23 protein-coding genes, 1 tRNA gene and 1 riboswitch are annotated in these 25,310 nt (G+C 40.2%); of the genes, 9 read left to right on the forward strand and 15 right to left on the reverse strand.

The genetic code is table 11. The features are described from left to right. Positions 1-75: transfer RNA gene (locus BABA_RS02525), tRNA-Asn, on the reverse strand. Between the two features lie 108 nt (positions 76-183). Then, complete coding sequence (locus BABA_RS02530; protein ID WP_007083553.1) at positions 184-657, reverse strand: SprT family protein; 474 nt, start codon at positions 655-657, stop codon at positions 184-186. 98 nt (positions 658-755) lie between these two features. On the opposite strand from BABA_RS02530, the gene cmpA reads away from it, so the two are divergent. Further along, complete coding sequence (gene cmpA, locus BABA_RS26945; protein ID WP_007083554.1) at positions 756-869, forward strand: cortex morphogenetic protein CmpA; 114 nt, start codon at positions 756-758, stop codon at positions 867-869. 32 nt (positions 870-901) lie between these two features. On the opposite strand, the gene BABA_RS02535 is transcribed toward cmpA, so the two are convergent. From BABA_RS02535 to acpS, 6 genes are all read right to left on the reverse strand, one after another. Continuing rightward, positions 902-3,037, reverse strand: coding sequence for a Tex family protein (locus BABA_RS02535; protein WP_040345023.1), 2,136 nt, complete (start codon positions 3,035-3,037; stop codon positions 902-904). Between the two features lie 215 nt (positions 3,038-3,252). Beyond that, positions 3,253-3,603 carry a type II toxin-antitoxin system endoribonuclease NdoA gene (gene ndoA, locus BABA_RS02540; RefSeq protein WP_007083556.1) on the reverse strand — a complete coding sequence of 117 codons (351 nt, stop codon included), beginning with the start codon at positions 3,601-3,603 and terminating at the stop codon, positions 3,253-3,255. Between the two features lie 4 nt (positions 3,604-3,607). Next, a complete protein-coding gene (locus tag BABA_RS02545) occupies positions 3,608-3,889 on the reverse strand; it encodes a CopG family ribbon-helix-helix protein (RefSeq protein ID WP_007083557.1) in 282 nt (93 codons plus the stop codon). Between the two features lie 262 nt (positions 3,890-4,151). Continuing rightward, positions 4,152-5,315, reverse strand: a complete 1,164-nt coding sequence (gene alr, locus BABA_RS02550; RefSeq protein WP_007083558.1) for an alanine racemase — start codon at positions 5,313-5,315, stop codon at positions 4,152-4,154. Between the two features lie 276 nt (positions 5,316-5,591). Continuing rightward, the gene (locus BABA_RS02555; protein ID WP_007083559.1) at positions 5,592-6,605 is read right to left on the reverse strand and encodes a LolA family protein; all 1,014 of its coding nucleotides are present in this window, start codon (positions 6,603-6,605) and stop codon (positions 5,592-5,594) included. A gap of 163 nt (positions 6,606-6,768) precedes the next feature. Then, positions 6,769-7,116, reverse strand: a complete 348-nt coding sequence (gene acpS / locus BABA_RS02560) for a holo-ACP synthase (protein ID WP_007083560.1) — start codon at positions 7,114-7,116, stop codon at positions 6,769-6,771. A gap of 95 nt (positions 7,117-7,211) precedes the next feature. On the opposite strand from acpS, the gene BABA_RS02565 reads away from it, so the two are divergent. The 4 genes from BABA_RS02565 (at position 7,212) to BABA_RS02585 (ending at position 11,935) form a co-directional block, all read left to right on the forward strand. Further along, positions 7,212-7,793 carry a rhomboid family intramembrane serine protease gene (locus BABA_RS02565; RefSeq protein WP_007083561.1) on the forward strand — a complete coding sequence of 194 codons (582 nt, stop codon included), beginning with the start codon at positions 7,212-7,214 and terminating at the stop codon, positions 7,791-7,793. Positions 7,794-7,901: 108 nt separating this feature from the next. Further along, positions 7,902-9,455, forward strand: coding sequence for a spore germination protein (locus BABA_RS02570; RefSeq protein ID WP_007083562.1), 1,554 nt, complete (start codon positions 7,902-7,904; stop codon positions 9,453-9,455). Continuing rightward, positions 9,455-10,609 (forward strand): Ger(x)C family spore germination protein, encoded by a 1,155-nt coding sequence (locus tag BABA_RS02575; protein WP_007083563.1) that lies wholly within the window; start codon positions 9,455-9,457, stop codon positions 10,607-10,609. Before BABA_RS02570 ends, BABA_RS02575 begins: the two co-directional genes overlap by 1 nt. Positions 10,610-10,834: 225 nt before the next feature. Further along, entirely contained in the window at positions 10,835-11,935 is a 1,101-nt protein-coding gene (locus tag BABA_RS02585) for a GerAB/ArcD/ProY family transporter (RefSeq protein ID WP_007083565.1), read from the forward strand. Positions 11,936-11,975: 40 nt separating this feature from the next. On the opposite strand, the gene BABA_RS02590 is transcribed toward BABA_RS02585, so the two are convergent. Beyond that, positions 11,976-13,391 (reverse strand): FMN-binding glutamate synthase family protein, encoded by a 1,416-nt coding sequence (locus BABA_RS02590; protein WP_007083566.1) that lies wholly within the window; start codon positions 13,389-13,391, stop codon positions 11,976-11,978. Between the two features lie 187 nt (positions 13,392-13,578). Here BABA_RS02590 and BABA_RS02595 point away from each other — a divergent pair, with 187 nt between their 5' ends. Then, entirely contained in the window at positions 13,579-14,322 is a 744-nt protein-coding gene (locus tag BABA_RS02595) for a YqjF family protein (RefSeq protein ID WP_007083567.1), read from the forward strand. 142 nt (positions 14,323-14,464) lie between these two features. On the opposite strand, the gene cshA is transcribed toward BABA_RS02595, so the two are convergent. The 4 genes from cshA to BABA_RS02615 all read right to left on the reverse strand — a co-directional run bounded on the left by cshA (position 14,465) and on the right by BABA_RS02615 (position 20,112). After that, the gene (cshA, locus tag BABA_RS02600) at positions 14,465-15,955 is read right to left on the reverse strand and encodes a degradosome RNA helicase CshA (protein ID WP_007083568.1); all 1,491 of its coding nucleotides are present in this window, start codon (positions 15,953-15,955) and stop codon (positions 14,465-14,467) included. 528 nt (positions 15,956-16,483) lie between these two features. Continuing rightward, complete coding sequence (locus BABA_RS02605; protein WP_007083569.1) at positions 16,484-17,863, reverse strand: UDP-N-acetylmuramoyl-tripeptide--D-alanyl-D-alanine ligase; 1,380 nt, start codon at positions 17,861-17,863, stop codon at positions 16,484-16,486. 224 nt (positions 17,864-18,087) lie between these two features. Continuing rightward, positions 18,088-19,164, reverse strand: a complete 1,077-nt coding sequence (locus BABA_RS02610) for a D-alanine--D-alanine ligase (protein ID WP_007083570.1) — start codon at positions 19,162-19,164, stop codon at positions 18,088-18,090. Between the two features lie 171 nt (positions 19,165-19,335). After that, entirely contained in the window at positions 19,336-20,112 is a 777-nt protein-coding gene (locus tag BABA_RS02615; RefSeq protein ID WP_007083571.1) for a hypothetical protein, read from the reverse strand. 237 nt (positions 20,113-20,349) lie between these two features. Here BABA_RS02615 and mgtE point away from each other — a divergent pair, with 237 nt between their 5' ends. The 3 genes from mgtE (at position 20,350) to uptA (ending at position 23,737) form a co-directional block, all read left to right on the forward strand. Continuing rightward, the gene (mgtE, locus tag BABA_RS02620) at positions 20,350-21,708 is read left to right on the forward strand and encodes a magnesium transporter (protein ID WP_007083572.1); all 1,359 of its coding nucleotides are present in this window, start codon (positions 20,350-20,352) and stop codon (positions 21,706-21,708) included. 145 nt (positions 21,709-21,853) lie between these two features. Then, entirely contained in the window at positions 21,854-23,041 is a 1,188-nt protein-coding gene (locus BABA_RS02625) for an FtsW/RodA/SpoVE family cell cycle protein (protein WP_007083573.1), read from the forward strand. Between the two features lie 99 nt (positions 23,042-23,140). Further along, entirely contained in the window at positions 23,141-23,737 is a 597-nt protein-coding gene (gene uptA, locus BABA_RS02630) for an undecaprenyl phosphate transporter UptA (protein WP_211214153.1), read from the forward strand. Positions 23,738-24,425: 688 nt separating this feature from the next. On the opposite strand, the gene BABA_RS02635 is transcribed toward uptA, so the two are convergent. After that, positions 24,426-24,740, reverse strand: coding sequence for a DMT family transporter (locus BABA_RS02635; protein ID WP_007083575.1), 315 nt, complete (start codon positions 24,738-24,740; stop codon positions 24,426-24,428). Continuing rightward, the gene (locus BABA_RS02640; protein ID WP_007083576.1) at positions 24,740-25,081 is read right to left on the reverse strand and encodes a DMT family transporter; all 342 of its coding nucleotides are present in this window, start codon (positions 25,079-25,081) and stop codon (positions 24,740-24,742) included. The genes BABA_RS02635 and BABA_RS02640 overlap by 1 nt, the downstream gene beginning before the upstream one ends. Positions 25,082-25,156: 75 nt before the next feature. Then, a riboswitch (guanidine-I (ykkC/yxkD leader) is annotated at positions 25,157-25,255 on the reverse strand. Between the last annotated feature and the right edge of the window lie 55 nt (positions 25,256-25,310).

The following is a 25,310-nucleotide window of genomic DNA, read 5'->3' on the forward strand; positions in this document are numbered from 1 at the left end:
TGGCTCCGCAGGTAGGACTCGAACCTACGACCGATCGGTTAACAGCCGATAGCTCTACCACTGAGCTACTGCGGAATAATCATTTCAATAAGGACATTCGCCCTATCGACTCTTATCATTATAATGACGAAGTAATAGAAAGTCAATATAGTTTTAGATAAATATCCCTTCCATATTCTTACGTTATTCCGAGATTATTTCTTTCAACTTCATCAATTTCCCTCGACATTTCCCACACACATATCTATTCGTATCAATGATTCTTTTTCTCTGATAGGAGAGCTTACATTTTGTACATTGATAAAGGAGAATCTTTTTGGCAGTGCGTTTTACTTGCCGCTCAGGTAACGGTGTGCAAAATCGCGGCGCTCCCACTTTTTTCAATAACACTTTGAATGCTTGATCGCGATGCTGATGACCTTTTCCTTCTAGGTGAAGGTGGTAATGGCATAGTTCATGCTTAATGATACCCACTAATTCTTTTTCCCCAAGCTGCTCCAGATACTTTTTATTGATTTCAATATTGTGTGTACCAAGGAGGTATCTTCCACCTGTTGACCTTAATCTTGGATTGAACGATGCTTGATGTTCGAATGGTTTGCCAAATGAATCAATTGATATCTTCTCAACCAACAATTGAAGTTCTTTTTGTTCCATTTTCAAGATCTCCCGCCTTCCGCACGAACGTTGACAACCCATTATAGCATATATTGTATATACCTTTAGATTGATGAACTTTTCGGGAGGTTTTATTTATGCCAACTTGGTTGCAAAACCAAATGAAAAGGGCTTTTTATGAGAAGGATCGCTATCAGATTAAGCTGTTAAACCAATGCTGGTTTTTTTACAGAAAAAAACACTGCTCCTAGAAGCAGTGTTTCCATTTTATTAAGCTCCGGTTCTATGACGGTGGCAGCATGGTTAACGCAACACGACCCTTTTTCATATCTACGGAGTCCACCCAAACGGTAACGACATCCCCTACAGAGACGATGTCTAACGGATGTTTCACAAATCGATTGCTAAGCTTAGAAATATGAACAAGCCCATCCTGCTTCACACCAATATCGACAAACGCTCCAAAGTCAACGACATTTCGAACCGTTCCTTGGAGTTCCATTCCCGCTTTTAGATCCTCAAGTTTTAAGACGTCCTTTTTCAGTAGCGGACGCGGCAGATCATCACGCGGATCCCGTTCCGGTCTTACCAAGGCGTCAATGATATCCCTTAGGGTTAGTTCGCCGATGGAAAGCTCTTCAGAAACCGACTTTAAATCAAGACCATTAAGCGCTGTTTTTAGTTCTTCCGACCCTAGGTCATTAGCGGTAAAACCAAGGCTAAGCAACAGCTTTTTCACTTCATCGTAGTTCTCGGGATGAATCCCTGTCCGGTCAAGCGGCTGCTTCCCATCTAAAACACGTAAAAAACCGATTGCTTGTTCATAGGTTTTTGCACCAAGTCGAGGTACCTTCTTTAATTGAACACGACTTGTAAATTTCCCTTCCTCCTCCCGCTTTTTCACAATATTGTTTGCAGCTGTTTTGTTTAACCCTGCTACATACTGTAAAAGTGAGGATGAAGCGGTATTCACATTGACACCAACCCGGTTAACCGCAGTCTCGACGACAAAATGCAAGGACTCGGATAAACGTTTTTGCGTAACATCATGCTGATATTGACCGACTCCCACAGACTTTGGGTCTATTTTTACCAATTCAGCCAGTGGGTCTTGCAAGCGGCGTGCGATAGAGACGGCACTTCTTTCTTCTACTTGGAAATTTGGAAACTCTTCTCTAGCAAGGTCTGAAGCTGAATAAACACTGGCTCCAGCCTCATTTACGATTAAATAGAAGATTTCTTCTTCCATTTCTTTTAATATATCTGCAACAAACTGTTCCGTTTCCCGTGAAGCCGTACCATTTCCGATTGCTGCCATTTCCACCTTATATTCACGTAAGATACTAATAAACTTTTCACGCGCTTCTTTTGTCTTTGATACCGGCGGATGCGGGTAAATCACATCGATCTTCAGGACTTTTCCCGTTTCATCTACTACAGCTAATTTACAACCAGTACGATAAGCAGGGTCGACACCGATGACCACTTTTCCTTTTAGTGGTGGCTGCAACAGTAAATTGCGAAGATTTTCCGAGAATATATGGATGGCTTGTTCTTCGCCCTTTTCTGTTAATTCACTGCGGATTTCCCGTTCAATCGATGGCTGAATCAATCGTTTATAGCTATCTTCCATGGCCTCTAAGACAATAGGAGCAGCCGGCGAGTGCTGATTACGAATCCATTTTCTCGACAGGTAAGACATGATAAGATCACTATTCATTTTAATAGAAACCCGTAAAATATCTTCTTTTTCCCCGCGATTTAAGGCCAAAGTTCTGTGCGGGACAATTTTATTAACCGGTTCTTCATACTCATAGTACATTTCATAAACGTTTTTCTCATCTTTTTCCGCATCTTTCACACTAGATGCAACATGACCTGATTTAAATGTTTCTTTACGGATCCATTTACGGCTTTCCGCATCATCAGAGACCCATTCGGCGATGATGTCCTTTGCGCCTGCAATCGCATCTTCAACCACAAGAACTTCTTCCGTTAAAAATTGCTTTGCTTTTTCATCTATGCTGTCTTTAGGAAATGTCATCAGCCACTCTGCAAGTGGTTCCAATCCTTTTTCCTTGGCAACGGTCGCTTTCGTCCGCCTTTTTTGTTTATAAGGACGATATAAATCTTCCACCTCTTGAAGTTTTTCCGCCTTCGTTATACTTTGGCTCAGTTCGTCCGTTAATTTGCCCTGTTCAGCAATAATCCGAAGAACCTCTTCTTTTCTTTGCTCCAGGTTTTGTATGTATTGCGAGCGTTCCATAATGGTACGAATCTGCACTTCATCAAGGGCACCGGTCATTTCCTTCCGGTAGCGGGCAATAAATGGAACGGTATTGCCTTCACCCAATAACGAAATAACACTTTTCACTTGTTTATAAGGGATCGCTAGTTCAGCGGCTATTTTTCCTAACATTTGTTCATCCTTTACGGCTGTATCAATCACTAAACTTTTCCTCCATTCACTTTTACTATATTGTACCAAAATCACAAAGGTGTTTCATTAAACAAGCTGACCCCAAGCCTTTTTGACAAAAATAAAAGCAAGCTAAGTTAGCTTGCTCATTGGCAGAAATATCACGAGGCATGATATGTATGAAAAAACGCTCTTATAAAAGAGCGTACTTTAAACTAAAATTCGATGAGTCCTAAGCTTACTTGCAAGGCTTCATCCACTTTCTCCATCATTTCGTCATCGAGATGGGTGATTTTATCGGTTAACCGCTGCTTATCAATTGTACGAATCTGCTCTAACAGAATGACCGAATCTCGTTCAAATCCGTAGCGCTTCGCATCAATTTCTACATGTGTTGGAAGCTTCGCTTTTTGGATTTGAGCTGTAATCGCTGCAACAATCACTGTGGGACTAAACCGATTCCCGATGTCGTTTTGGATGACAAGTACAGGACGGACGCCGCCTTGTTCAGAACCAACAACTGGGGATAGGTCCGCGAAATATACGTCACCACGCTTGACAATCAAAGGGTTACCCTCCGCTTACAAGACGTTCTACAGTATGTTCTGCCTCATATTCTGCCAGAAATGCTTCTGATGCAATTCCAAGATTGATCTTTGCCATTTCCATGTATCCACGTCTCATCGACTCGCGAATTTGTCTCTTCTTTCGTTCGCGCAAATACATTTTTGTTGCTTGGTAAATAAACTCGCTTCGGTTTACATTTTCTTGCTTAACGAAACCATCTAACTCAGTTAAAAGATGTTGCGGTAACTTCACTAAGATTTCCGTAGTTGCGCCGGATTCAGACACAAACATACACCTCCACCATCACTACACACCATTTTTAGCCAACCAGAAATGCATTCTGACGCATAAATACAACGCCTCATGAACGGCCCTTAAGCACGCTATTCGGCGAGTTTTATCTGTACCATATTTTATAATACCACTAAACGAGCCCAAATCATAGAACTAAATATAATTCTACTGTATTATAAGCCAATTAAAGATGCTTTTATGCACAAATTACCGCAATATCATAAATATGTTCGAATTTCTATATTTACGCCTGTTAATTATGGAGGAGGTCATTTTTTATATCGACAATTTTTCCGTCCTTTTTATACAGGCGGGGAACACGATTCGATATGATACATGGCACCTCATAATTAATCGTATCAAGTTTTGCAGCAATTTCATTAACTGAGATAAACTGCTCCTCCTGCCTTCCGATTAACGTTACTGGTGTTCCGACAGGCATATACGAAGGAAGGCGCACCATACATTGATCCATACAAATTCTGCCGACAATCCTCGAGCGCTTTCCGCCTACAAGTACTTCCTGGTCTTTCAGTTTGCGGATCCACCCGTCGGCGTAGCCAATTGGAATCGTGCCAATCCATTCCCCTTCTTCGCATTCGTAGGTTGCCCCGTAGCTTACTTTATCTCCCTTTTGAAGCTGTTTCACATGGACAAGCCGGGAATGCAGTGAAAAACTCTCCTTTAACGGAAATGGAATTTCCTTTTCCATTTCGATGGAAGGAGTTAATCCATACATCGAGATTCCAAGACGAACCGCATTGAAATAAGCATTAGGAAAGCGAATAGCTGCTGCACTATTGCTGGAATGAATATACCTTGGACGTTCCGAAAGTACACTGATTATATTCTCAAAGCGAGCAAGCTGCTGTTCAAAATAAGTACGATCCAGCTCATCAGCCGTGGCAAAATGAGTATAGATTCCCTCCAGAAGGAATCGTTCATCCCCTATAATGATTTGCTCGACCGACTTTAATTCCTCACTGCTCCGAACACCAAGCCTGCCCATACCTGTATCTACTTTGATATGCATTGTAACACGTTCATCAGCTGGTAAGTGTTTTTGCGCCTCTTCTAGCCATTCCTTTTGAAAAACAGTAAGGGTGATGCTAAATTTAGCTGCCATCTGAATATTTTCAGGACGGGTTGCACCCAGCACCAGAATCGGTGCAGTGATTCCCTTATTTCTTAAAGCAATAGCTTCATCCATAAAGGCGACTGCCAGATACTTCGCACCTGCGGCAAGTGCTGTTTCCGCCACTTGAATATCCCCGTGGCCATACGCATTTGCTTTCACAACAGCAATGATATCGACTTCACTAGGTAAATGTTTTTTAAAGGAGATAACATTTTCAGTGATACCACTTAAATCAACCTCAGCCCATGTATCTCGATAAAAATATCCTTGCTCTTCCATAATTCCACTTCCTAATATAAATTAGAACTGTATTTATTTTATCATAAAATTAGAAAAGCGTAAGGCGCCCGTTTATCGGCGTATGGATAGGAGCGCTTCGACTGAGATAAAGGAAACACGGAGAGCGTAGCGATTCGATGTTGACTTATCGTAGGGAGAAGAGCGAAGTACACTAGCCGATGGTGCCTGAAGCTGGACAATTTCAAATTAGAACTTTATTCACATCTCTCAAAAAAGCAAGCTCCCAAAAATGGGAACCTGCTTATGCAAAAAAGTTTATTTTACTGCATCGCCTTGAACCGATTTTGCTACCTCAACCATTTCTTCCTTTGTTAGGTTTTTCGAAGCAATCATGTAATCAACACCAGCATGTGACCATGAAAGGGAATGGTCAGAAATCGCTCCAATCGTAACACCTAAATCGACGATATCACCTTCCACATTGGTTGGAGAAGTGGATGCCACTTTCGCCGTGACCTTCTCTTGGACAAGCGTGAATGACTTTTTACCATCATAAGTAAGGACTACCCTTTTACCATCTTGAATCTTGATTGTCTTTTCCCCAATTAACTTAGTTCCTGTTAACTTATGAGTCGGATACATGACGGTAAAGGCTTGATCACCGCTAGTTGCCATCGCCGGTAAATTAAGCTGGGCACGTGTCATGTTCTTCTTCATATCAAAATCATCCTTGTCAAAACTTGCATTAAACGTTACCTTCGAAAATTCTACCGTCACAAGGGCATTTCGGTCAGGATCCATCACCTTTACTACAGCTGGTGATAAATCGCTTTTATTGAGCTTAATTTCTTGGAGTGGAAGCATACTATTGTTTTGATAACGGGTTTTCGTTTCAAATATATAATGGTCTTTCGTCGAGGAGAACTTGGCCTCTTTATCAGCAACAATGTCTTTAATCAATGATTCGTACAAATAGGCCTGACTGCTGTTTTGCGGCCAATCGCTTTGGAAGCGGAAGCTCTTATTCAATGCGGGAGTAAGAACAAATACCCCTTGGTTATTTCGTAAAATCATTTGGCTTTGGTCTTTCTCGGCATTTTTCAAATTGACGCGATAGAACGTCGGATCTTTATGCCAGATTTCTACTTTATACACCTGTGAATCTGCGCCCATTTTCAACGTCATCTTTGCATTTACCTTATAGCTGGTTAAGTCATCTTGTTTACCCTTTAATTCCTTCACCACATCGTCCTGTGATTTTGATCCACAGGCAGCAAGCATGAAAATGACTATCAGCCCCGTTAAGAGGAGCAACCACTTTTTCCTCATCCCTTCAACCCCTTCTTGTCTCATTTCATATGATAATCAAAGAAGAGAAAGGCAGGAATCAGGCTTCAATAACCATAGCTGACCTTGTCTCTCCTATTTCCCTATGAATATATGAGACAACCTGGGGGATTATGCGAAAAAGGTTGACGAGCTTTTTTATTTCTTACTCTTCAATAATCACCTGGGCCACTGCATACTCCCTGCTGTGGGAGATGGATAAATGCGCCTGGATCCCCGGTTTTACAATAAAAGGCTTCCCGAATCCATCCGTCCCAATTTCAATATCTAAAAAGGATAACTCTTTGCCAATGCCTGTACCCATTGCTTTTGAAAAAGCTTCCTTCGCCGCAAACCTTCCCGCTAAAAATTCTACTTTTCTTGCTTCGGTTAAGGTTTCAAACTTACTCTTTTCATTGATTGTTAAGATCCGCTCGACGAATTTGCTTTGTCTAGCGATAATCTCCCGCACCCGTGAAAGTTCAATAATATCAATCCCAATCCCTTTAATCATTGTTCATCTTCCTTCTATTTAAAATATGAGCAGCATAATAGTGTACAAGATAGAAATTCTGTTTATGATGGTATGTGAGAGGAGGTTTTTTCATTTTGTTTACAAGAACAGAGAGCTTTCGTGAATTTATTCGCTTTTATCCGCTCGTTTCTATTATTGTTACCATTCACATCATATTATTTCTTTTAACCATTTTACCAATATTCCCAAACCAATGGTTCATAGAAACCTTTTCCGGTGTTAATCTTTATATTATGGAAGGGGAAGTTTGGCGGCTGATTACCCCCACATTTATGCACAGCGGCTTTGCTCACATGCTGTTTAATAGTTTTTCACTGGTTTTATTTGGGCCGGCACTGGAGCGGATGCTTGGCGGCGGCAGATTCTTATTTGTCTATCTTCTCTCTGGACTCATCGCCAACGTCGCCACACTTCTGCTTGAGCCGTTAACCTATACCCATGTTGGATCAAGCGGCGCCATCTTTGGGCTTTTCGGCTATTATATCGCGATTATTATCTTTCGGAAACATATGCTATCAAAGCAAAACTCGCAAATCATCCTCGTACTTTGTGTCGTCAGCTTGATTATGACCTTTTTTCAGCCAAATATTAATATTACCGCCCATCTTTTCGGGTTAATCAGTGGCTTTTTACTCGGTTTTTTTTCACAAAGATAACAGGTATAGCTACCGGAACAGTTTTGGTGCTATACCTTTTTTAATTTTTAAAAAATATTTCTGATATAAAATGGGAACTCTAAGAAAAACTTCGTGGAGTGGAGCAGTATGTCGATTTTCTCAAAATCTAAAAAACAGTCACAACCGGGGCAAGGGGCCTCCAATCAACAAGTGTTTCTAGGAGAAGATTATGACGCTAAGTTGAAATGGTTTAAAGATACCTTTCAGAAAAGTGATGATATTACTTTTCATGAAATAACAGCTAATCAAACCCGCTGCGGCATTGTTTTTGTACAGTGTATGGTTGACCAAGAGGTATTCGACGAGCAGGTCTTAAAGTATATTGTTTCACCTCATTTCGCTTCATCACAGAAGGAATTACTTCATAAAATACTTGATCTACAATCGATTAGTACGATGTGTACCAGTATTCTCACCGATATGAAGGAGGCAACAGATCTTGTCTTAGACGGAAAAATCATCATCTTCTTCGAAGGTGATAGTCGAATGCTGGCCATTCCGTTGACCAGTGTAGAGAAGCGAGCAGTAAGTGAGACTGCTAATGAGAACGTCATTAGAGGTCCAAGGGAAGCATTTGTCGAGGATATCCATACAAATATCACAATGGTTCGCCGAAAAATAAAATCTCCGGATTTAAAAATGGAACAGCTGCTGATTGGAAGATATACCAAAACGAAGGTAATGATTAGTTATATCGAAGGGCTATGCAAAGAAGAATTACTCGCAGATGTTAAAAGAAGAATAAACCAAATTGAAATGGATGGTGTATTAGCAAGCAGCTATATCGAAGAGTTTATCGATGATTACCCATTATCACCGTTTCCACAATCGCAAAAAACGGAGCGTCCTGATGTCGCAGCTGCAGCCCTATTAGAAGGAAGAGTGGTTATTTTTGTAGATGGGACACCGATTCCACTGATCGTACCTGTTACCTTTTATATGTTCCTTCAGTCTGCAGAGGATTATTATCAACGCTATATTTTAACAAGTGTTATTCGTTTGCTTCGCTATGCCTTTTTAGTTGTTTCACTGCTATTCCCATCATTCTATATTGCGGTTACGACCTTTCATACCGAGATGATTCCAACTAGCTTATTAATTTCAGTAGCCGCTTCCCGAGAATTCGTCCCATTCCCTGCTATAGTGGAAGCATTTATTATGGAATTGGCATTCGAAGCATTGCGTGAAGCCGGCGTCCGAACACCAAAGGCTGTTGGTCAAGCCATTGGTGTCTTAGGCGCTTTGGTGATTGGACAAGCCGCAGTTCAAGCTGGAATCGTGTCAGCACCGATGGTGATCATCGTCTCGCTGACAGGAATTGCCTCCTTTATCATTCCAGGCTATGATTTAGCGTTCTCCATTCGGCTACTCCGCTTCCCAATCATGATTTTATCAGGTACATTCGGCATCTTTGGATTGATGATTGGCTCGCTTTTAATCTATGTACACACAGTACACCTAAGTTCATTTGGCCAACCCTATCTTTCCCCTACAGCACCGCTTAAGACTAGCGATTTAAAGGATACGTTTGTACGCGCTCCATGGTGGTCAATGAAACGCCGGCCATCGTTTGCCAGGTCATCAGCCAATCAGAATCGGATAAAAATTAATAAATCACTTCCCGGGGATGATGAAGATTAATGAAAACGTTAAAATGGATAATCCTAATGTGTACCTTAGTATTAACAGGCTGCTGGTCAAGTGTAGAAGTTAATAAGCAGGCTTTCATCGAAACCATGTACGTTGACAAAAGTACAAATGGCGAAATGGATATTACGCTATCATTTCCACTTCCCCAACGATTGATTGCAGGAAGTGCCGGGGCATCGGGTGGGAATCCGTATGCCCAAGTGTCAAGCACAGGAAAAACAGTGACAGATGCTTACCAAAAAATGCAGGCAGATCAATCGCGAGAACTCAGCTGGGGTCATACAAGGGTGATTGTCATCAGCGAGGCAATGGCAATGGAAGGCATTGGGCCTATTTTAGAATTTATTGTCCGTGAACCAAAATTAAACATTAATAACGCCATATTGGTTGCACCTGGAAAAGCCAAAGACATTGAAAATTTAGCTCCGGTTTTTGAATCATTTCCCGGTGAAATCATTAGGAGATTTACCCAAAATAAAGTGACGTTATATACCACCCCAAAGGACTTCCTTGAAACGGAAAATGGCGATATGGTCACAGGACTTTTAACCAAGAAAAAGAAGAAAATGCTTAGTGAGAAAGGGAAGGAAAAATTGTGGGTCGGTACAGGCGGAATGGCCTTATTTCACAACTATAAAATGGTCGGCACATTAAGTCCAAGTGAAGGACGCGGGGCATTATGGCTGCGGAACTCGATAGGTAAAGCAGCGGTAACGATAAAATCCCCCACCGATGGGAAGCTTATTAGTTTATTAGTCTTACAGGCACATACGAAAATCCGCCCATCTAAAAAGGCACCATACACATTTAATGTTTATGTTACGGCAGAAGATGATATTTCAGAATCACAATCTAACATTGATTTATCGCAGCCAAAAAATATTTATCAATTGGAACAGATTGCTGAAAGTGAAATTAAAGACCGAATTGAAGAAGCATTTAACGCCTCGAAAAAGGTAAAAGCAGATGTTTTTCAATTTGGTGAATACTTATCATGGCATAAACCGAAAATATGGAAAAAATCCAAAAAGGATTGGCCTGCCATTTATCAAGATAAAGTGAAGCTAAATATCTATGTTGATTTGAAGATTAAGCGTCCCGGCAGTGAAAATAATCCATTTTCGATAAAGGAATTACATTCATGATCATCATTATACTTTGTTTTATCATCATCTTTTTTTACGAGTGGGGATATTTAAAAGAAAGGAATCGTAAAAAAAGAACCTATTGGATTGTTTTTTGTATTATGGGTCTCTCATTTTCTTACTGTATTGCCACGGTCGTATTTAAGCAAATGCCGAGCCCCAATGACTTGATCCTATTCTTATTTAAACCACTGCAGCAGAAAATACTAGGTTAGGTGGATTTCCTTGAAAACGGAGCAAATTACCCAGAATCAATTGATACTTTTTCTCATCATTTACTTTTATTCCACACTAGTTGGTTTCGCTTCTGCGCATTTAATCCAATTGTCCCAATACGATACAGTAATTGTACTAATAATTGGCAGCATCGGAGCGTGCATTTATGCCCTTTTTACGATCAAGCTGGCTAAGCGGCGCCCGACTGAGTTTATTAGTCATTATGGAAAGGAAATTTTCCCTTATTGGATTCATGTCATTTTCATGGTTTTCTATTGTTTTTCATTCCTCCATATCAGCGCCTTTATTTTAAGAGAATACGAAGACTTTTTCGTCCAAACCTATCTGCCCGAAACACCAAACTGGGCTATAGGCATCATACTTGGCTTCGTTGTCGCGGTAACAGTACGCTCAGGAGTGGTTACGGTGTTCCGAACAGCACAGGGATTATTTTTTCTCGTGATCCTGGCCGATATCGTCATTACCGCCTTTATTGGAAAGGAATTAACATGGGACAGGTGGATGGCCTTTGTCACAAACCATAGCTGGAATAACATTTATAAGGGGAGTTTTTACACGATTCCGTTTTTTGGAGAAGTTGTGATTATAGTCTTTTTATTTCCATATTTAGCCCAAAAGAGTAAAACCTTAAAATCAGTTATATGGGCTATTTCAATGGCTTTGTTTTTCATCATGCTCAATATGGTCTTTTTATTATTACTCTTTGGTCCGAATCTAGCGAGCCATTCTACCTATCCAATGTTAGAAATGGTACGTTACATCCGGATAGCAGATTTTATTGAAAACTTGGATCCCTTTTTAATATCGATTTGGTCAACAACTATTTATTTAAAAATTTCCATTATGTTTTATTTATCAGTTCAGATTCTTGCTCATCTATTCCATCTAAAGGACACTCGCCCGCTTGTCTTTTCGTTAGCTGCGGTAATGGTCGCCTTATCGTTACAAATGTCGGGTGGGACAACGTCTCTGACAAGCTTTTTTACGGAATCCTGGGCAACCTATTCCTATTTTATTGAGGGTATTCCTTTACTATATTTATTGGTGGACACAATAAAACAAACAAAAATGAAAACAAAAGGTGAATAGAATCGAGTAGAAGGTTGACATAGTTACTTTCTTTTATCTTTTATATATCACCTTTTTGTTTTTCGTCCCATGGTTCAAAGGAAAATGGAATTCCAACCATTTTTGCGGTCAATTCATCATAGGACACTAAATCCCTTTTTGACAACTCCGTCAAAGAACGTTTCCCCATTGCTCTTAATGCCATTTTCATTTCTTCTGTACTGGCTGTTAAGAATTTTTCAGCCGATTTTACCCCAACTTCAATCTTAAATTGATCTTTGAATTTCCCTTGATTCCAAACAACTTGTGTAGGCGGTTCAAACGGAAGGGCATTCAATGATTGAGGATGTGAAACGGCAAATAACATAGCAGAACCTATATACACTGCATCTGCTCCGAGGGCGAGGACTTTTAAAAAATGACCGGGTACTAGAAGTCCGCCAGAGGCAACTAAACTAATTTTCCCCTTCATGTTTCTCTTTTCTAGATGGTTTACAGCCCTGACAATCGCATGCAGAGTTGGAATTCCAACGTCGTCTGATAAAATAGGGGGAGCACCGAGGGTTGCTGCTTGTCCGCCATCAACCGCAATATAATCAACACCTATGTAAATTAAATGATCAATATCTTCTTCAATTTTCCCGCCCGCCCCCATTTTTGCGCCAATGGGAACACCACCCGTCAGGCTTCGAAGCTCATCAACCAGTTCTTTCAAATCATCTAGCGTTTGATTTTCAACAAAATTATCATAAATCACGGCATCCTCATTTTCCTTTAACCCCATTAGTTCACGGGCACGTCCTGTTAAATTTTTAGGAGAGATCTTTCCGCCCGTCCCAAATAACGCCCCTTGTCCCAACTTAACTTCGATCATATCGGCCTGCTTAATTAACGCTTCTTCCTTTGACCAGGCTGTTTTCGAGAACTGTAAAATATATTTTCCGCCTATATCGATTTCCTCAGGCAGGACTGCCCCTTCACCAGAATTAATGGCGGTTCCTACATTATTCGCTGCTTGTGCTAATGAGAGTCTCACTTCCTCACTGAGTGCAATCCCATAGGCCATCCCACTGATCATTAACGGGATTTTTATTTTCATTGGTTTTTTTGCTTGTGGCCCAATGGTTACTTCCACATCAACATCTTCTTCACCATCAATCGGAAATGGTGTTGTTTGGGCAGGAATAAACGTAATCGGATCTAAATGTGGCCACTTTTTTGATGATCCAAGTGGGCGGTGGAGAACATCGCCCGATTCTGCCCGTAAGCTATTTTCAAGCATATTTTGAATGCCCATATGCCGGAGTCCCGGCATCAGCTCAGCTATATTTTCTTGATAACTATCTGTTAAAATAATTTTTCCCATTTGCTTTACCATCCGCTTCATGAACCAACGCCATCCAAAAAGCATAAAGATAAAAACGATAAAAATAAATGCTACCATTCCAAAAGTCAAGTAATAAAAAATGTTCGTCATTGTTATTGCTCCATTTTCAACATAATTTCAATAAGAAAGTCCACCATTCATATTATTTCCAAAAGGGGGAAATCATATAAACATCAAGATTACGCTTTGAAAAATAGGTTAGATTTTTGTATTCCTAAACGTATTAAATTTCCATTTCAACCAATGTATGAACATAATAAAACAGGAGGATCGTTTTATGAATATACTGAATGATAGTGGTCATCGTTCTTGGCCATTACCTTCGAAATATTGGATTATTCGGCAAAGTTGGAGAAATCTATTATTTTTACATTGGCCAATTCCACTTGAAAAACTAAGGCCACATATTCCTTCTTCTTTACAAATTGACACCTTTAATAGTTACGCATGGGTAGGTGTTATTTTATTCGTTATAGAGGGAATCTATCCACGTGGAATATCATCTGTTTCCCTAACCTCTAAATTTCCGGAAGTCAATGTGAGGACATATGTTACATACGATGGAAAACCCGGTATTTATTTTTTGTCTATTGATGTTGAGAATTGGGCTTCATTAAGGATCGCAAAGAGGTGGTATCGGTTACCCTATCATTCGGCGCAAATTTCTTTTCGAAAAGAAGGACAAGCTTTTCATATGCATAGTATTCGTAAAGGAAACGCTAATACTCCTATATCATTTAAGGGGAAATACGTTCCCGTAGCGAAAGTTTACTTTCCAAAAGAAGGAACACTAGATCATTGGCTTACTGAGCGATATTGTCTCTATAGTTCGAATAACGGAGTCAACATCTATTGCGGTGAAATAAACCATCGTTCATGGCCATTACAAAATGTAGAGACAGAAATCTATCATAATACCCTTTTTACTCCCTATCAGTTTGAACTCTCCGATGAAAAACCAATTGTTCATTTTTCAAAAGGATTAGATACTATTTTTTGGAATATTAAAAAGATAATCTAGCTCAATACTTCAGATTTCCCGATCCACAAGGAATAAATCAACCTAAAATTGAAAACAAGCAAAAAGAGCATGGACATCAGTGTCCATGCTCTTACCTTTGAGAATTGTCTAGCGCAAGCATCCTTGGGGCGCTTCCGATTTCTTATTGATGGTTATAGCTTCTTGGTTTTGTTGGTTTGCCGCCGCTTCTTTTTTCACCGCTTCTTGGCTTTACCGGTGCTTTTTTTCGGTTGCGGTCCCCGCCTCCGCCGTATGATCCTCGAGAATCATCTCTTCTGCGACGGTCACGGTCTTGTGGTTTTCTATCTCTTTTTTGTGGAAGCTGTTCTTCTGTTAATTTAATCGGAGTGGTATCCGGTTCTTTTGTTAACATCTTCAGAACTGCTGCAATAACTGTTGAAGCCTCATTTTCTTCAAGCAGTTCTTCAGCTGCTGCTTTATAATAATGTAAATTGTTTGATTCAATCGTTTGAACGATCTTTTCAACAACCGCTTTTTGTTGGCCTTCTAATGCTTCATCAAGCGTAGGGGCCTTCATTTTTTCCATCTTATGTTTAGTAGTTCTTTCGACAACAGCAAGATAAGATTTTTCACGCGGTGTAATGAAGGTTAAGGCGATACCCTTTTTACCGGCACGACCTGTACGTCCAATACGGTGAACGTAGCTCTCCGGATCCTGCGGAATATCAAAGTTATATACATGTGTTACGCCTGAAATATCAAGACCACGGGCAGCAACGTCCGTTGCAACAAGAATATCAATCGTTCCTTCTTTAAATTTGCGAAGAACTGACATACGTTTTGCTTGGGTTAAATCACCATGAATACCTTCTGCTGTATAACCTCTTAAAGTTAATGCTTCTGATAATTCATCAACACGGCGCTTTGTACGACCAAAGACAATCGCCAATTCCGGGGATTGAATATCCAAAAGTCTTGTTAACACATCAAATTTATTTCTTTCTTGAACTTCAAGGTAATATTGTTCGATGGAAGGCATAGTCAATTCTTTCGTTTTCACACGAACAATTTGCGGGTCCTTCATGAACCTTTCTGCCATTCTTTGAATCGGACCAGGCATTGTTGCTGAGAATAGAAGCGTTTGTCGTTCTGCAGGTGTTGAAGCCAGAATGGATTCTATGTCTTCAATGAAGCCCATGTTTAACATTTCATCCGCCTCATCAAGAATCACAGTGTTAACTGTATCAAGACGCATGGTCTTTCTGTTGATATGATCCAATACGCGTCCAGGAGTACCAACAATGATATGCGGTGCTTTCTTTAATGAACGAATCTGACGGCTGATATCTTGCCCGCCATAGATCGGCAGCACGCGAACTCTTTTGCCTGAACCAATTTTATAAAGTTCTTCTGAAACTTGAATGGCAAGTTCTCGAGTAGGTGCAATAATGATCCCTTGGATTGCATCCGCAGTAACATCTACTTTTTCAACCAATGGAATTCCAAAAGCAGCAGTTTTACCTGTTCCTGTTTGAGCTTGCCCGATCAAATCTATACCTTTTAGCCCCAACGGAATCGTTTCTGTCTGGATTGGTGTTGCTTCCTCAAAACCCATTTTGAGGACAGCTTTTAAAGTGGCCTGACTCAGACCTAATTCTTCAAACTTTGTCAATGTTTTCATTCTCCTTCATCTTTTTGAAAATGTCTTCTATATTCATACGCATCAAGTGCAGTAATAGGTGTATTTTTAATTCACCCCAAAAACGAACATGGTGATTATCCCAAATTCATGAAAAGGAACTTGGTTATAAGTGATACACCAACTTATAAAGGCGGTGTGAGCAGAGCAGAATTATCCATATTGCGAAAGGAAATTCGGAAATTACAAATAATAACTCATTTTGGCGGCGCTCCGCCCTATTCAAAATAAAAAGAACATTCTCCAAAGGAGTATGCCCTTTTAAATCGTCCTTTAGACACGTTGATGATTATCATACCACTTTTATTAGTACTTTGCAATAAAGACGGCAAATTGGCTTTACCATTCCATCAAAAAGTCCATTACTTGAGAAAATAAGGGCAGTCCATTCCTCAGTGGTAAATATGATGTTTTGAGACCTCTAAAGGGGTTTCTGTTATTTTTCGATTAGAACCTTAAAATAATTCATTTACTTGTAAATTTCCGCAAAAGGATTCGAATTTAACTTTTTTGTAAAGCAGAAACGACTTCCTCCAACCTCATTCCTCGGGAGGCCTTCACAAGGATTAGTGTATCGGTATCCACGAACGTTTTTAATTTCTCAATGAGTTCCATCTTATCTGTAAAAGCAAATACTTTTTGTTCCCCCAAGGTTTTTCTTGCACCCCTCGCAATCTCACCGCCAAGCACACCGAAAGTAAAGAGATAATCAATCTTATCGGCCTGTAAGCCTGATCCAATTTGCAGATGGTATTGCTCCTCCTGCGGTCCAAGTTCTAACATATCACCAAGAACTAGGATTTTCCGCTTATAGCCTTGAAGATTTGACACCAATTCGATGGCGGCCATCATCGAGGTTGGACTGGCGTTATAAGCATCGTTGATAATCTTTTCTCCGTGTTCCCCTTCTACCAGCTCCATCCGCATATTTGTCAGCTTAATACCAGCTAAGCCTGCGTTCATTTTTTCAAAGGGAATGGAAAAATAATGGGCAATTAACATCGATGCCAGCGCGTTCAAAATGTTATGTGTACCGAGCACGGGAAGCTTGAAAACAACGTCTGCCACATTGATTTTGAAGGAATTCCCTTGCTCCATTTGGGTGATTTCTGTTGGATATAAATCATTGGTTTCGTTTCTGCCAAAGGTCTGAACGTTTACATTTCCTTTATATCGGTGAATCCGCTCCATTAGAAGTGGTTCATCCCCGTGGAGGACGGCAAGTCCGCCATCACGAAGGCCTTGAAGAATCTCTAGCTTCGCTTCCGCAATTCCTTCCCTCGATCCAAGGTCAAGAAGATGTGACTCCCCAATATTGGTAATGATAACAGCATCGGGACAGGCAAGTTTTGTTAGGAATTCAATTTCCCCCCGGCCGCTCATTCCCATCTCAAGCACGGCAATGTCGGTGTCTTCATTTAGGCCTAAAACGGTTAGGGGCAGCCCAATGTGGTTATTATAATTCCCCTCTGTCTTTTGTACATTATACTGGGTTGATAATAGCCCGGCTGTCATATCCTTTGTCGTCGTTTTTCCATTACTTCCCGTAATACCAACGACTTTAACTGGTAACTCTTGGCGATACTTTCGCGCTAATTCCTGTAAGGCGACAAGGCAGTCATCGACAATGATAATCGGCAAATCGGCCGGCGCGTTTGGGACATCCTTTTGCCACAGGGCAGCCGCTGCTCCGTTGCGAATCGATTCCACTACATACTTATGTCCGTCCGCATGCTCGCCTTTAAACGGGATAAATAAATTGCCGGCTTTTATTTTTCGGGAATCAATCGTTACCCCCGTAATCATTACATCAGCGAACTGATTGATGTCATTTGCAGCAGACACCATTTCTGAAATCTGTTTCAAAGATCGCTTTATCAAATTGATACCCTCCTTATCAATTTTTAAACAGAAACGGACACGGCATCATAGCCGTGTCTTCTAGAAAAGCGCAAGGCGCCTGCCTATCGGCGTATGGACTGGAGCGCTTCGACTGAGATAAAGGAAACACGGAGAGCGTAGCGATCCGATGTTGACTTATCGTAGGGAGAAGAGCGAAGTACACTAGCCGATGGCGCCTGGAGCTGGACAATTCTAAATTTCTTTTAAAAAGTGTATTTAATGTTTTGTTTCTCTGCATGTCTTTCTTTCGCAAGATCCACCAGACGCTCGATTAATTGCGGATACTCTACGCCGGTGTGTTTCCATAGCAGCGGGAACATGCTAACTGGTGTAAAGCCAGGCATTGTATTTACCTCATTAATTAACGCCTTGCCGTCCTTCGTTAAGAAGAAATCAGCCCGAACAAGGCCGGAACAATCCAATGCTTTAAACGCCCGAATCGCCATTTCCCTCAATTGTTCGTATTCCTTTTCTGTTACATCAGCCGGAATAATCAGCGCTGTATCGCCATCTTCATATTTCGCTTTGTAATCATAAAAATCCTTTTTCGGAACAATCTCACCGGCTACAGAACATTCTGGCTCATCGTTTCCAAGAACCGCGATCTCAATTTCTCGGGCTGTGACACCCTCTTCAACGATCACTTTACGGTCAAATTGGAAAGCTTCCACAAATGCCGCTTCTAATTCCGCGCGATCCGTACATTTACTGATCCCAACGCTAGAACCAAGGTTTGCCGGCTTCACAAAGCATGGGTACCCAAGTTCAGCCTCTATTTTTGTATATGATTCTTCCTTCGCCTTTGCCCATTCGCTTTTTATAAAAGCAACATAGTTTACTTGTGCCAAACCAGCCTGTGCAAAGACATTCTTCATCATCACTTTATCCATTCCGGCGGCCGAAGCAAGAACGCCATTTCCAACGTAAGGCAGGTTTAGTAATTCTAATAGCCCTTGCACGGTTCCATCTTCGCCATTTGGTCCATGTAACAATGGAAAGATGACATCAAGGGGTGCTGCTTCCTGCTGTGTATCTTGAAACGATGGTGCTAGTGATAGTGGTGATAAGGAATGGCCTTGTGAAAATTCAAGTGCCTTAACCTCTTCTACCGACCCGCTTAACTGTGGCCCTTTAATCCAAGCGCCTTCAACATTTATGTAAATAGGATGAATTTCAAATTTTTCAAGGTCTAATGCATTGATAACAGATCGTGCTGTCTGTAAAGATACCTGATGCTCGGCGGATTTTCCCCCATATAACAAACCTAGTTTTGTTTTCATAACAAAAACCTCCATATTCTCTGTCACGGTTTATTTTATCATTTTATTAAATAAGAAAGGAAATGAAGCGGATGAGTTTTTTCAAATGTTTTTTTCTCTTCATTATTTTATGATACATAAGGCTTGCTTCAAAACAATACCACAAAGAAAATCTCCCCAGAACGGAGAGATTTAGATCACATTCAGTTTCCATTCTTTTGTTTTTTTATCAAAGATGATTTTCGCGTGGTAAGGTTTATTGGAGATTTGTTCATATTCCTCCACCATATCATCCATATTCGCATAATCGCCAATTACCCAGATAGGAATCTCAATTCGCCCCCGCTGATGGTCTGCATCTCGTAATGAGATACAAATCCCTTCCTTAATGAAAGGAGTTAGTGAAAGCAGAATTTCTTTGTTCACCTGCGGATATTCACGTTTCTTCCGAATCCCTAAAATTGTTTTTTCCAGCTTCATATCCCCTAGTTTGCCGGCAAGCACTTCACTAAGTAAATGAAAAAAATCTTTAAAGCTGCGATAATAGGTTTTATTATACCAGCCATCATCATGGGCCAAATAAACAAAACGGTTGCCTAGTTTATTATAAAATGGCAATTTTAAATGCTGCTTTTGATGACCTAAGTATAATAATTCAGCTAATTCCTGACCTGTAAGTTCATTGAGGACATCATCTTCAATAAAATCAATCCAGCAGAAGTTTCCGTAACTATAGACATCTTCTGCAGCTAACTTGTTAATTCGCTCTTCTGGACAATAGTCAAGCAGTGTGTGCATATTAAAGTCAGCATCATCAAAACCGTGCTTTAGTAAAAGTAGATGATTTAATGAACCAGAAAAAGCAGCAGTAAATTCAGCGAATTCGATACCATAGGATAGCACATACTGGTCTGTTTGATTTAAATGAATATAGATAAGATCCCGTATGTCTTGATGATGCTTTTTCAAAGTCAAACTCCTCCGTTCAACAACATATACATAAGTTTCATGGCGATTTCCATGAAATTTCCAAATACCTTTGTAAATACTTCCTTATTTTATCAAATAATAGGTCAAATATCATATTTCATTTCGTTTACAAAAAATGATCTTGTGTTACACATACTATAACTAAATCCTTTGACTATATTTGTCTTTCTATTCTTTTAGTAATCAACCCTGCATTGAAAGGAGTGTATAAAAGATATGATCAAAGATATGACTCCAAATGAAATAACTTTATATATCATTAAAACTTTGAAGGATAACAAAAAGACGGAGTTTGAAACGATTCTAGAGGAACTTCAGCCCTATGATGTTGCAAAAATATATCAAGAATTACCTGAAAAGCATAAAGGACGATTCTTATTATTTTTAAAATTTGACGTCCTCGCCGATTTAATGGAAGAGCTTCAAAAGTCAGAACAGCTCGATTTATTAAACATTCTTGGAATCGAAAAGTCTAGTAAGGTACTGGATTTAATGGATAATGACGATCTAGCCTTGCTATTAAACGAGTTGTCGCCAGAGAAGAAGGATTCTCTCCTTTCAGGAATGAAACAAGAGGAGTCCAACGCGGTTAAAGACATTATGAATTATCCACCGGAAACAGCCGGAAGAATGATGACAAACCGCTTTGTTTGGATTCGTGATTATTTTTCTGTCAGAGAAGCCGTCGATAAATTTAAAGTATTCGCTGAGTTTGCTGAATCGATTAACTATTTGTATGTGATTGATGAGGCCAGGCATCTTGTTGGGGTTGTCTCCTACCGAGATTTACTGTTAGCCGAACCGGATGAGAAAATCCGAACGATCATGTACGAACGGGTCATTTCCGTTTCCGTAACCACTGACCAAGAGGTTGTGGCGCGAACAGCTGAACGCTACGATTTCTTAGCCATCCCTGTTGTGGATCAGGACAATATCCTTGTCGGGATAGTAACCGTTGATGACATTATCGATGTTGTCATTAAGGAAGCCAATGAAGATATTGAAAAGTTATCCGCATCGGGGAAATCGATTGACTTTGAGACAAAAACCTTGGTTGCTGCGGCAAGGCGGCTTCCCTGGCTGATCTTACTCTTATTTATTGGGGTGATATCCGGAAGAATCATCAGCAGCTTTGAGGATACCCTCCAACAGGTGGTGGCTTTAGCCTTTTTTATGCCGATGATCGCCGGGATGACGGGAAACACCGGGACGCAGTCGCTTGCTGTTGTTGTCAGGGGGCTGATCTCCCATGATATTAATAAACGTGTGATTACACGCTTAATCACAAGGGAACTTGGCGTTGGTATTACCATCGGTATCACTTGCGCAGTCATTATTGCCATTATCGCTTATATCTGGCAGGGAAATTTGATTTTGGGCGCCGTTGTTGGCTGCTCCCTATTTTTCACTCTCATTATCGGTACACTAGCGGGAACCATTATTCCCCTGATCCTATACCGGCTAAAGATTGACCCGGCAGTTGCATCCGGGCCGTTAATTACCACGTTAAATGATATTTTTTCGTTACTCACCTACTTCGGAATCGCAACCATGTTTTTAAAACATTTAATGTAGGTATTTCTTGAAAAAATAAAATGAAACCTTTCTCCCGCGGAATCGTTATAATAAATAGTGATGTAATATATTCCCTAAATAGGTATTGTAAGTAAGCCTTCACGACAAAAAAAATAGATTACTATTGGAAAAATGGGTGTGGCCGATGGATCAATACAAGAAAAAGGCTGATCGTTTTGATTGGACGTTAACTTTATTATTATTTCTTTTTTTCTTAGTCAGCTGTGCGGCTATTTATAGCGCACAAGCTTCAGGGCAATATGGAGCAAAAAATTTCTTACTCATGCAAGTTTTCTGGTATGTGATTGGAGCCGCCATTATCTCTGTTTCCATCTTTATCGACGGCTATCAATATAAGCGGCTTTCCTGGTATTTATATGGCTTCGGTTTGATTTTGCTTCTTGCCGTTTACCTGGCACCAGAGTCCATTGCCCCGATAAGAAACGGAGCGAAAAGCTGGTTTGTCATTAGAGGAATCGGACAAATTCAGCCTTCAGAGTTCGTGAAAACCTTTTTAATTTTGGCGTTAAGCCGTGTCATAACAAGCCATCATGAAAACCATCTGGAAAAAACGCTGAAAACTGATTTTCTTTTACTAGTAAAATTAGGGGTTACTACAGCAGTGCCTCTAGGACTGATTATGTTGCAGCCGGATCTTGGTACAGGGCTCGTCATTTTATCTATTTTAACAGGGCTTATCTTAATCTCCGGTATTTCATGGAAAATCATCATCCCGATTTACAGTGCAGGTGCATCGCTTGGAGCACTTATTTTCTATCTGGTTTTAATAAAGCCTGATTTTCTTGAAAAATACTTGCATGTACAAACCTACCAATTTAACCGAATTTACGCCTGGCTGGATCCTTATAGTCATGCCACAAGCTCCAGCTATCACTTATTAAAATCGTTAAGTGCAGTTGGCTCGGGTCTTATTACCGGAAAGGGCTTTACCAATCGCGAGGTTTATATCCCCGAAGCCCATACTGACTTCATCTTTAGCGTGATTGGGGAGGAGTATGGCTTCGTTGGCGGCAGTATCGTCGTTGGTCTCTTTTTTCTGCTTATTTATCATTTAATCAAGACCGCTTTGGACACCCGTGACCTGTTTAATACATATGTCTGTACAGGCATTATCAGCGTGATCACTTTTCATGTTTTCCAAAATATCGGGATGACGATTCAAGTGCTTCCGATAACAGGTATTCCGCTGCCATTTATCAGTTATGGCGGCAGCTCTCTCATGGGGAATATGTTCGCGATGGGGCTTGTCTACAGCATCCGCTACCACCATAAAACATACATGTTTTCAACGGATAACTCGTTACAGGCATAGTGTGTAAAAGGTATAAATAAAGGAAAATTACCATATTAATTTCTTTCTAAGACAAACTGAGATACACTATATTAATTACTATTACATAAGTGAAGGTGAATTATGGCACAGTTTATTAACTCCATTTTAGAATTTTTATCACAGTTAGGATACTTCGGTATCGCACTGGGATTAATGATAGAGATTATCCCCAGCGAGATTGTTTTAGGCTATGGCGGTTACATGATTTCACAAGGCCATCTTAATTTTGCCGGAGCCGTTATTGCAGGTACGATCGGCGGTACGATTGCCCAATTATTTTTATATTGGGCCGGGTATTATGGCGGCCGTCCCTTTTTGGAGAAATACGGAAAGTATGTCCTGATTAAAAAAAGTCATATCGATGTTGCCGAACATTGGTTTGAAAAATATGGAGCCGGTGTGATCTTCTCTGCAAGATTCATCCCCGTTGTTAGACATGCCATTTCCATTCCCGCCGGGATTGCCAAAATGTCAGCAACCAAATTTACCCTTTACACCGTTGCGGCCGTTTTGCCATGGTCGATTCTTTTCCTTTACTTAGGAAAGGTGTTGGGCAAGAACTGGTCACACGTAAAGGAATTTGCCCAGCCATATGTACTGCCAATCATAATTGCTGCAGTCGTTTTAGGGGTCATCTACTATTTAATCAAAAAGACAAAGAAAACCACCGATTAAGTTGATTTAACGGGTTCACTTTAGAGGTGCAAACAATCAAATCACAAAGGAAAACACATTGTATTTCGCTTATGAAAATACGATGTGTTTTTTTGTTATCATATCAAGGTTTTAAGGTGTTCTATTGTCTTTTTATTATATGAATTCGCAAGGTATATTCCAATGACGGAAATAATTATTGGAGGCTATGTGAATTTGCTGTGTTTTATAATGTGAATTGTAATGAGGCTTATCCTGTTGGCTACCTGAATCTTACAATACAATCTCAGTCGTCAATTAGGGCTATTGAGGACAAAAATCAGCTGGATAGCAAGAAGAATGTCCTCAATAAGGGCTATTGGGGACAAAACTCGCCTGGATAGCAGGAAAAATGTCCTCAATAAGGGTTATTGAGGACAAAACTCGCCTGGATAGCGGGAAAAATGTTCTCAATAGGGGCTGTTGAGGACAAAAATCAGCTGGATAGCAAGAAAACTGTCCTCAATAAGGGTTATTGAAGACAAAACTAGCAGGAAAGTAGGAAAAATGTCCTCAATAAGGAGATCTTTCAGGAAAAAAACTTATTTGGATTATACCGTGAATTTAGTGGTAAAAAAACTTGCGAATTTAATTGTGATTTGAGTTATGTTTTAATGTTTTGCACCCCACAAGTGAACCCGTTCTAAGTTGATTTCGGTGGTTTTCAATTTTATGAGACAATCTTTAACCCAATAGCTGCCCCTAATACCATCAGAATAAAAATAATTCGTTTCCAATCCTTTGACTCGCCATATAGAAGCATTCCTAATAACGCTCCCCCTGACGCACCGATTCCTGTCCAAATAGCATATGCTGTTCCCATAGGTAGAGATTTCATCGCATAAGCAAGAAATAAAAAACTGCTGCCAAAGCCTATCAATAAAAATACAAATGATTGCCAATTCCGATCCTTATGCAGTTTGTTAATCATCGCTACTCCAACCATCTCGCATAACCCTGCTAAAACTAACGAAAACCACGCCATTAGGAATCAGCTCCTTCCGTTACATTGTCATTTGTAACCATTTTCAAACCAATTACACCTATTAATAAAACAACTATAAAGATGATCTTTTTCATTTCCAGCGGTTCTCCAAAAAATAGGATATCAGAAATGACAGTTCCAGCCGTGCCTAATCCTACAAAAACTGCATAAACTGTCCCCACAGGAAGCTTCCTACCCGCCATAATAAGTGCATAAAAACTAATGATGATCGAAACAACAGTTCCCGACCAAGTCCAGAAATCATCAGCATGCTTCAAACCAATCACCCAAAACACTTCAAAAAATGCTGCAAAAAAGACTTTCATCCAATTCAAATTCATCCCAATCCCCCCTGAAAAAAATATAAATATAAGATACGAAAGCCAAAAAAGCCTGGAAGAGTACTGTTAAACAGTATCTCCCAGGCTTTTATCCTTCCGTGTCCACACCGTACAGTGTGTGTTTTCTCTCGGACCAGACTGGCAATAAGCCACGGAACCCTAGAAAACCAGCTAATATTTTTATTATATTATGATTTTATCACAAAAGATTTTAATAAGGAACTTCTAC

This window comes from Neobacillus bataviensis LMG 21833, from assembly GCF_000307875.1.
Lineage (GTDB): Bacteria > Bacillota > Bacilli > Bacillales > Cytobacillaceae > Neobacillus > Neobacillus bataviensis.

What these genes read in the sequence shown, in the direction of transcription:
- BABA_RS02530 (WP_007083553.1), bottom strand. Translation starts at nt 657, where the DNA reads ATGGAACAAAAAGAACTTCAATTGTTGGTTGAGAAGATATCAATTGAT.
- cmpA (WP_007083554.1), top strand. Translation starts at nt 756, where the DNA reads ATGCCAACTTGGTTGCAAAACCAAATGAAAAGGGCTTTTTATGAGAAG.
- BABA_RS02535 (WP_040345023.1), bottom strand. Translation starts at nt 3,037, where the DNA reads ATGTTAGGAAAAATAGCCGCTGAACTAGCGATCCCTTATAAACAAGTG.
- alr (WP_007083558.1), bottom strand. Translation starts at nt 5,315, where the DNA reads ATGGAAGAGCAAGGATATTTTTATCGAGATACATGGGCTGAGGTTGAT.
- BABA_RS02555 (WP_007083559.1), bottom strand. Translation starts at nt 6,605, where the DNA reads ATGAGGAAAAAGTGGTTGCTCCTCTTAACGGGGCTGATAGTCATTTTC.
- acpS (WP_007083560.1), bottom strand. Translation starts at nt 7,116, where the DNA reads ATGATTAAAGGGATTGGGATTGATATTATTGAACTTTCACGGGTGCGG.
- BABA_RS02570 (WP_007083562.1), top strand. Translation starts at nt 7,902, where the DNA reads ATGTCGATTTTCTCAAAATCTAAAAAACAGTCACAACCGGGGCAAGGG.
- BABA_RS02575 (WP_007083563.1), top strand. Translation starts at nt 9,455, where the DNA reads ATGAAAACGTTAAAATGGATAATCCTAATGTGTACCTTAGTATTAACA.
- BABA_RS02590 (WP_007083566.1), bottom strand. Translation starts at nt 13,391, where the DNA reads ATGACGAACATTTTTTATTACTTGACTTTTGGAATGGTAGCATTTATT.
- BABA_RS02595 (WP_007083567.1), top strand. Translation starts at nt 13,579, where the DNA reads ATGAATATACTGAATGATAGTGGTCATCGTTCTTGGCCATTACCTTCG.
- BABA_RS02610 (WP_007083570.1), bottom strand. Translation starts at nt 19,164, where the DNA reads ATGAAAACAAAACTAGGTTTGTTATATGGGGGAAAATCCGCCGAGCAT.
- mgtE (WP_007083572.1), top strand. Translation starts at nt 20,350, where the DNA reads ATGATCAAAGATATGACTCCAAATGAAATAACTTTATATATCATTAAA.
- BABA_RS02625 (WP_007083573.1), top strand. Translation starts at nt 21,854, where the DNA reads ATGGATCAATACAAGAAAAAGGCTGATCGTTTTGATTGGACGTTAACT.
- BABA_RS02635 (WP_007083575.1), bottom strand. Translation starts at nt 24,740, where the DNA reads ATGGCGTGGTTTTCGTTAGTTTTAGCAGGGTTATGCGAGATGGTTGGA.
- BABA_RS02640 (WP_007083576.1), bottom strand. Translation starts at nt 25,081, where the DNA reads ATGAATTTGAATTGGATGAAAGTCTTTTTTGCAGCATTTTTTGAAGTG.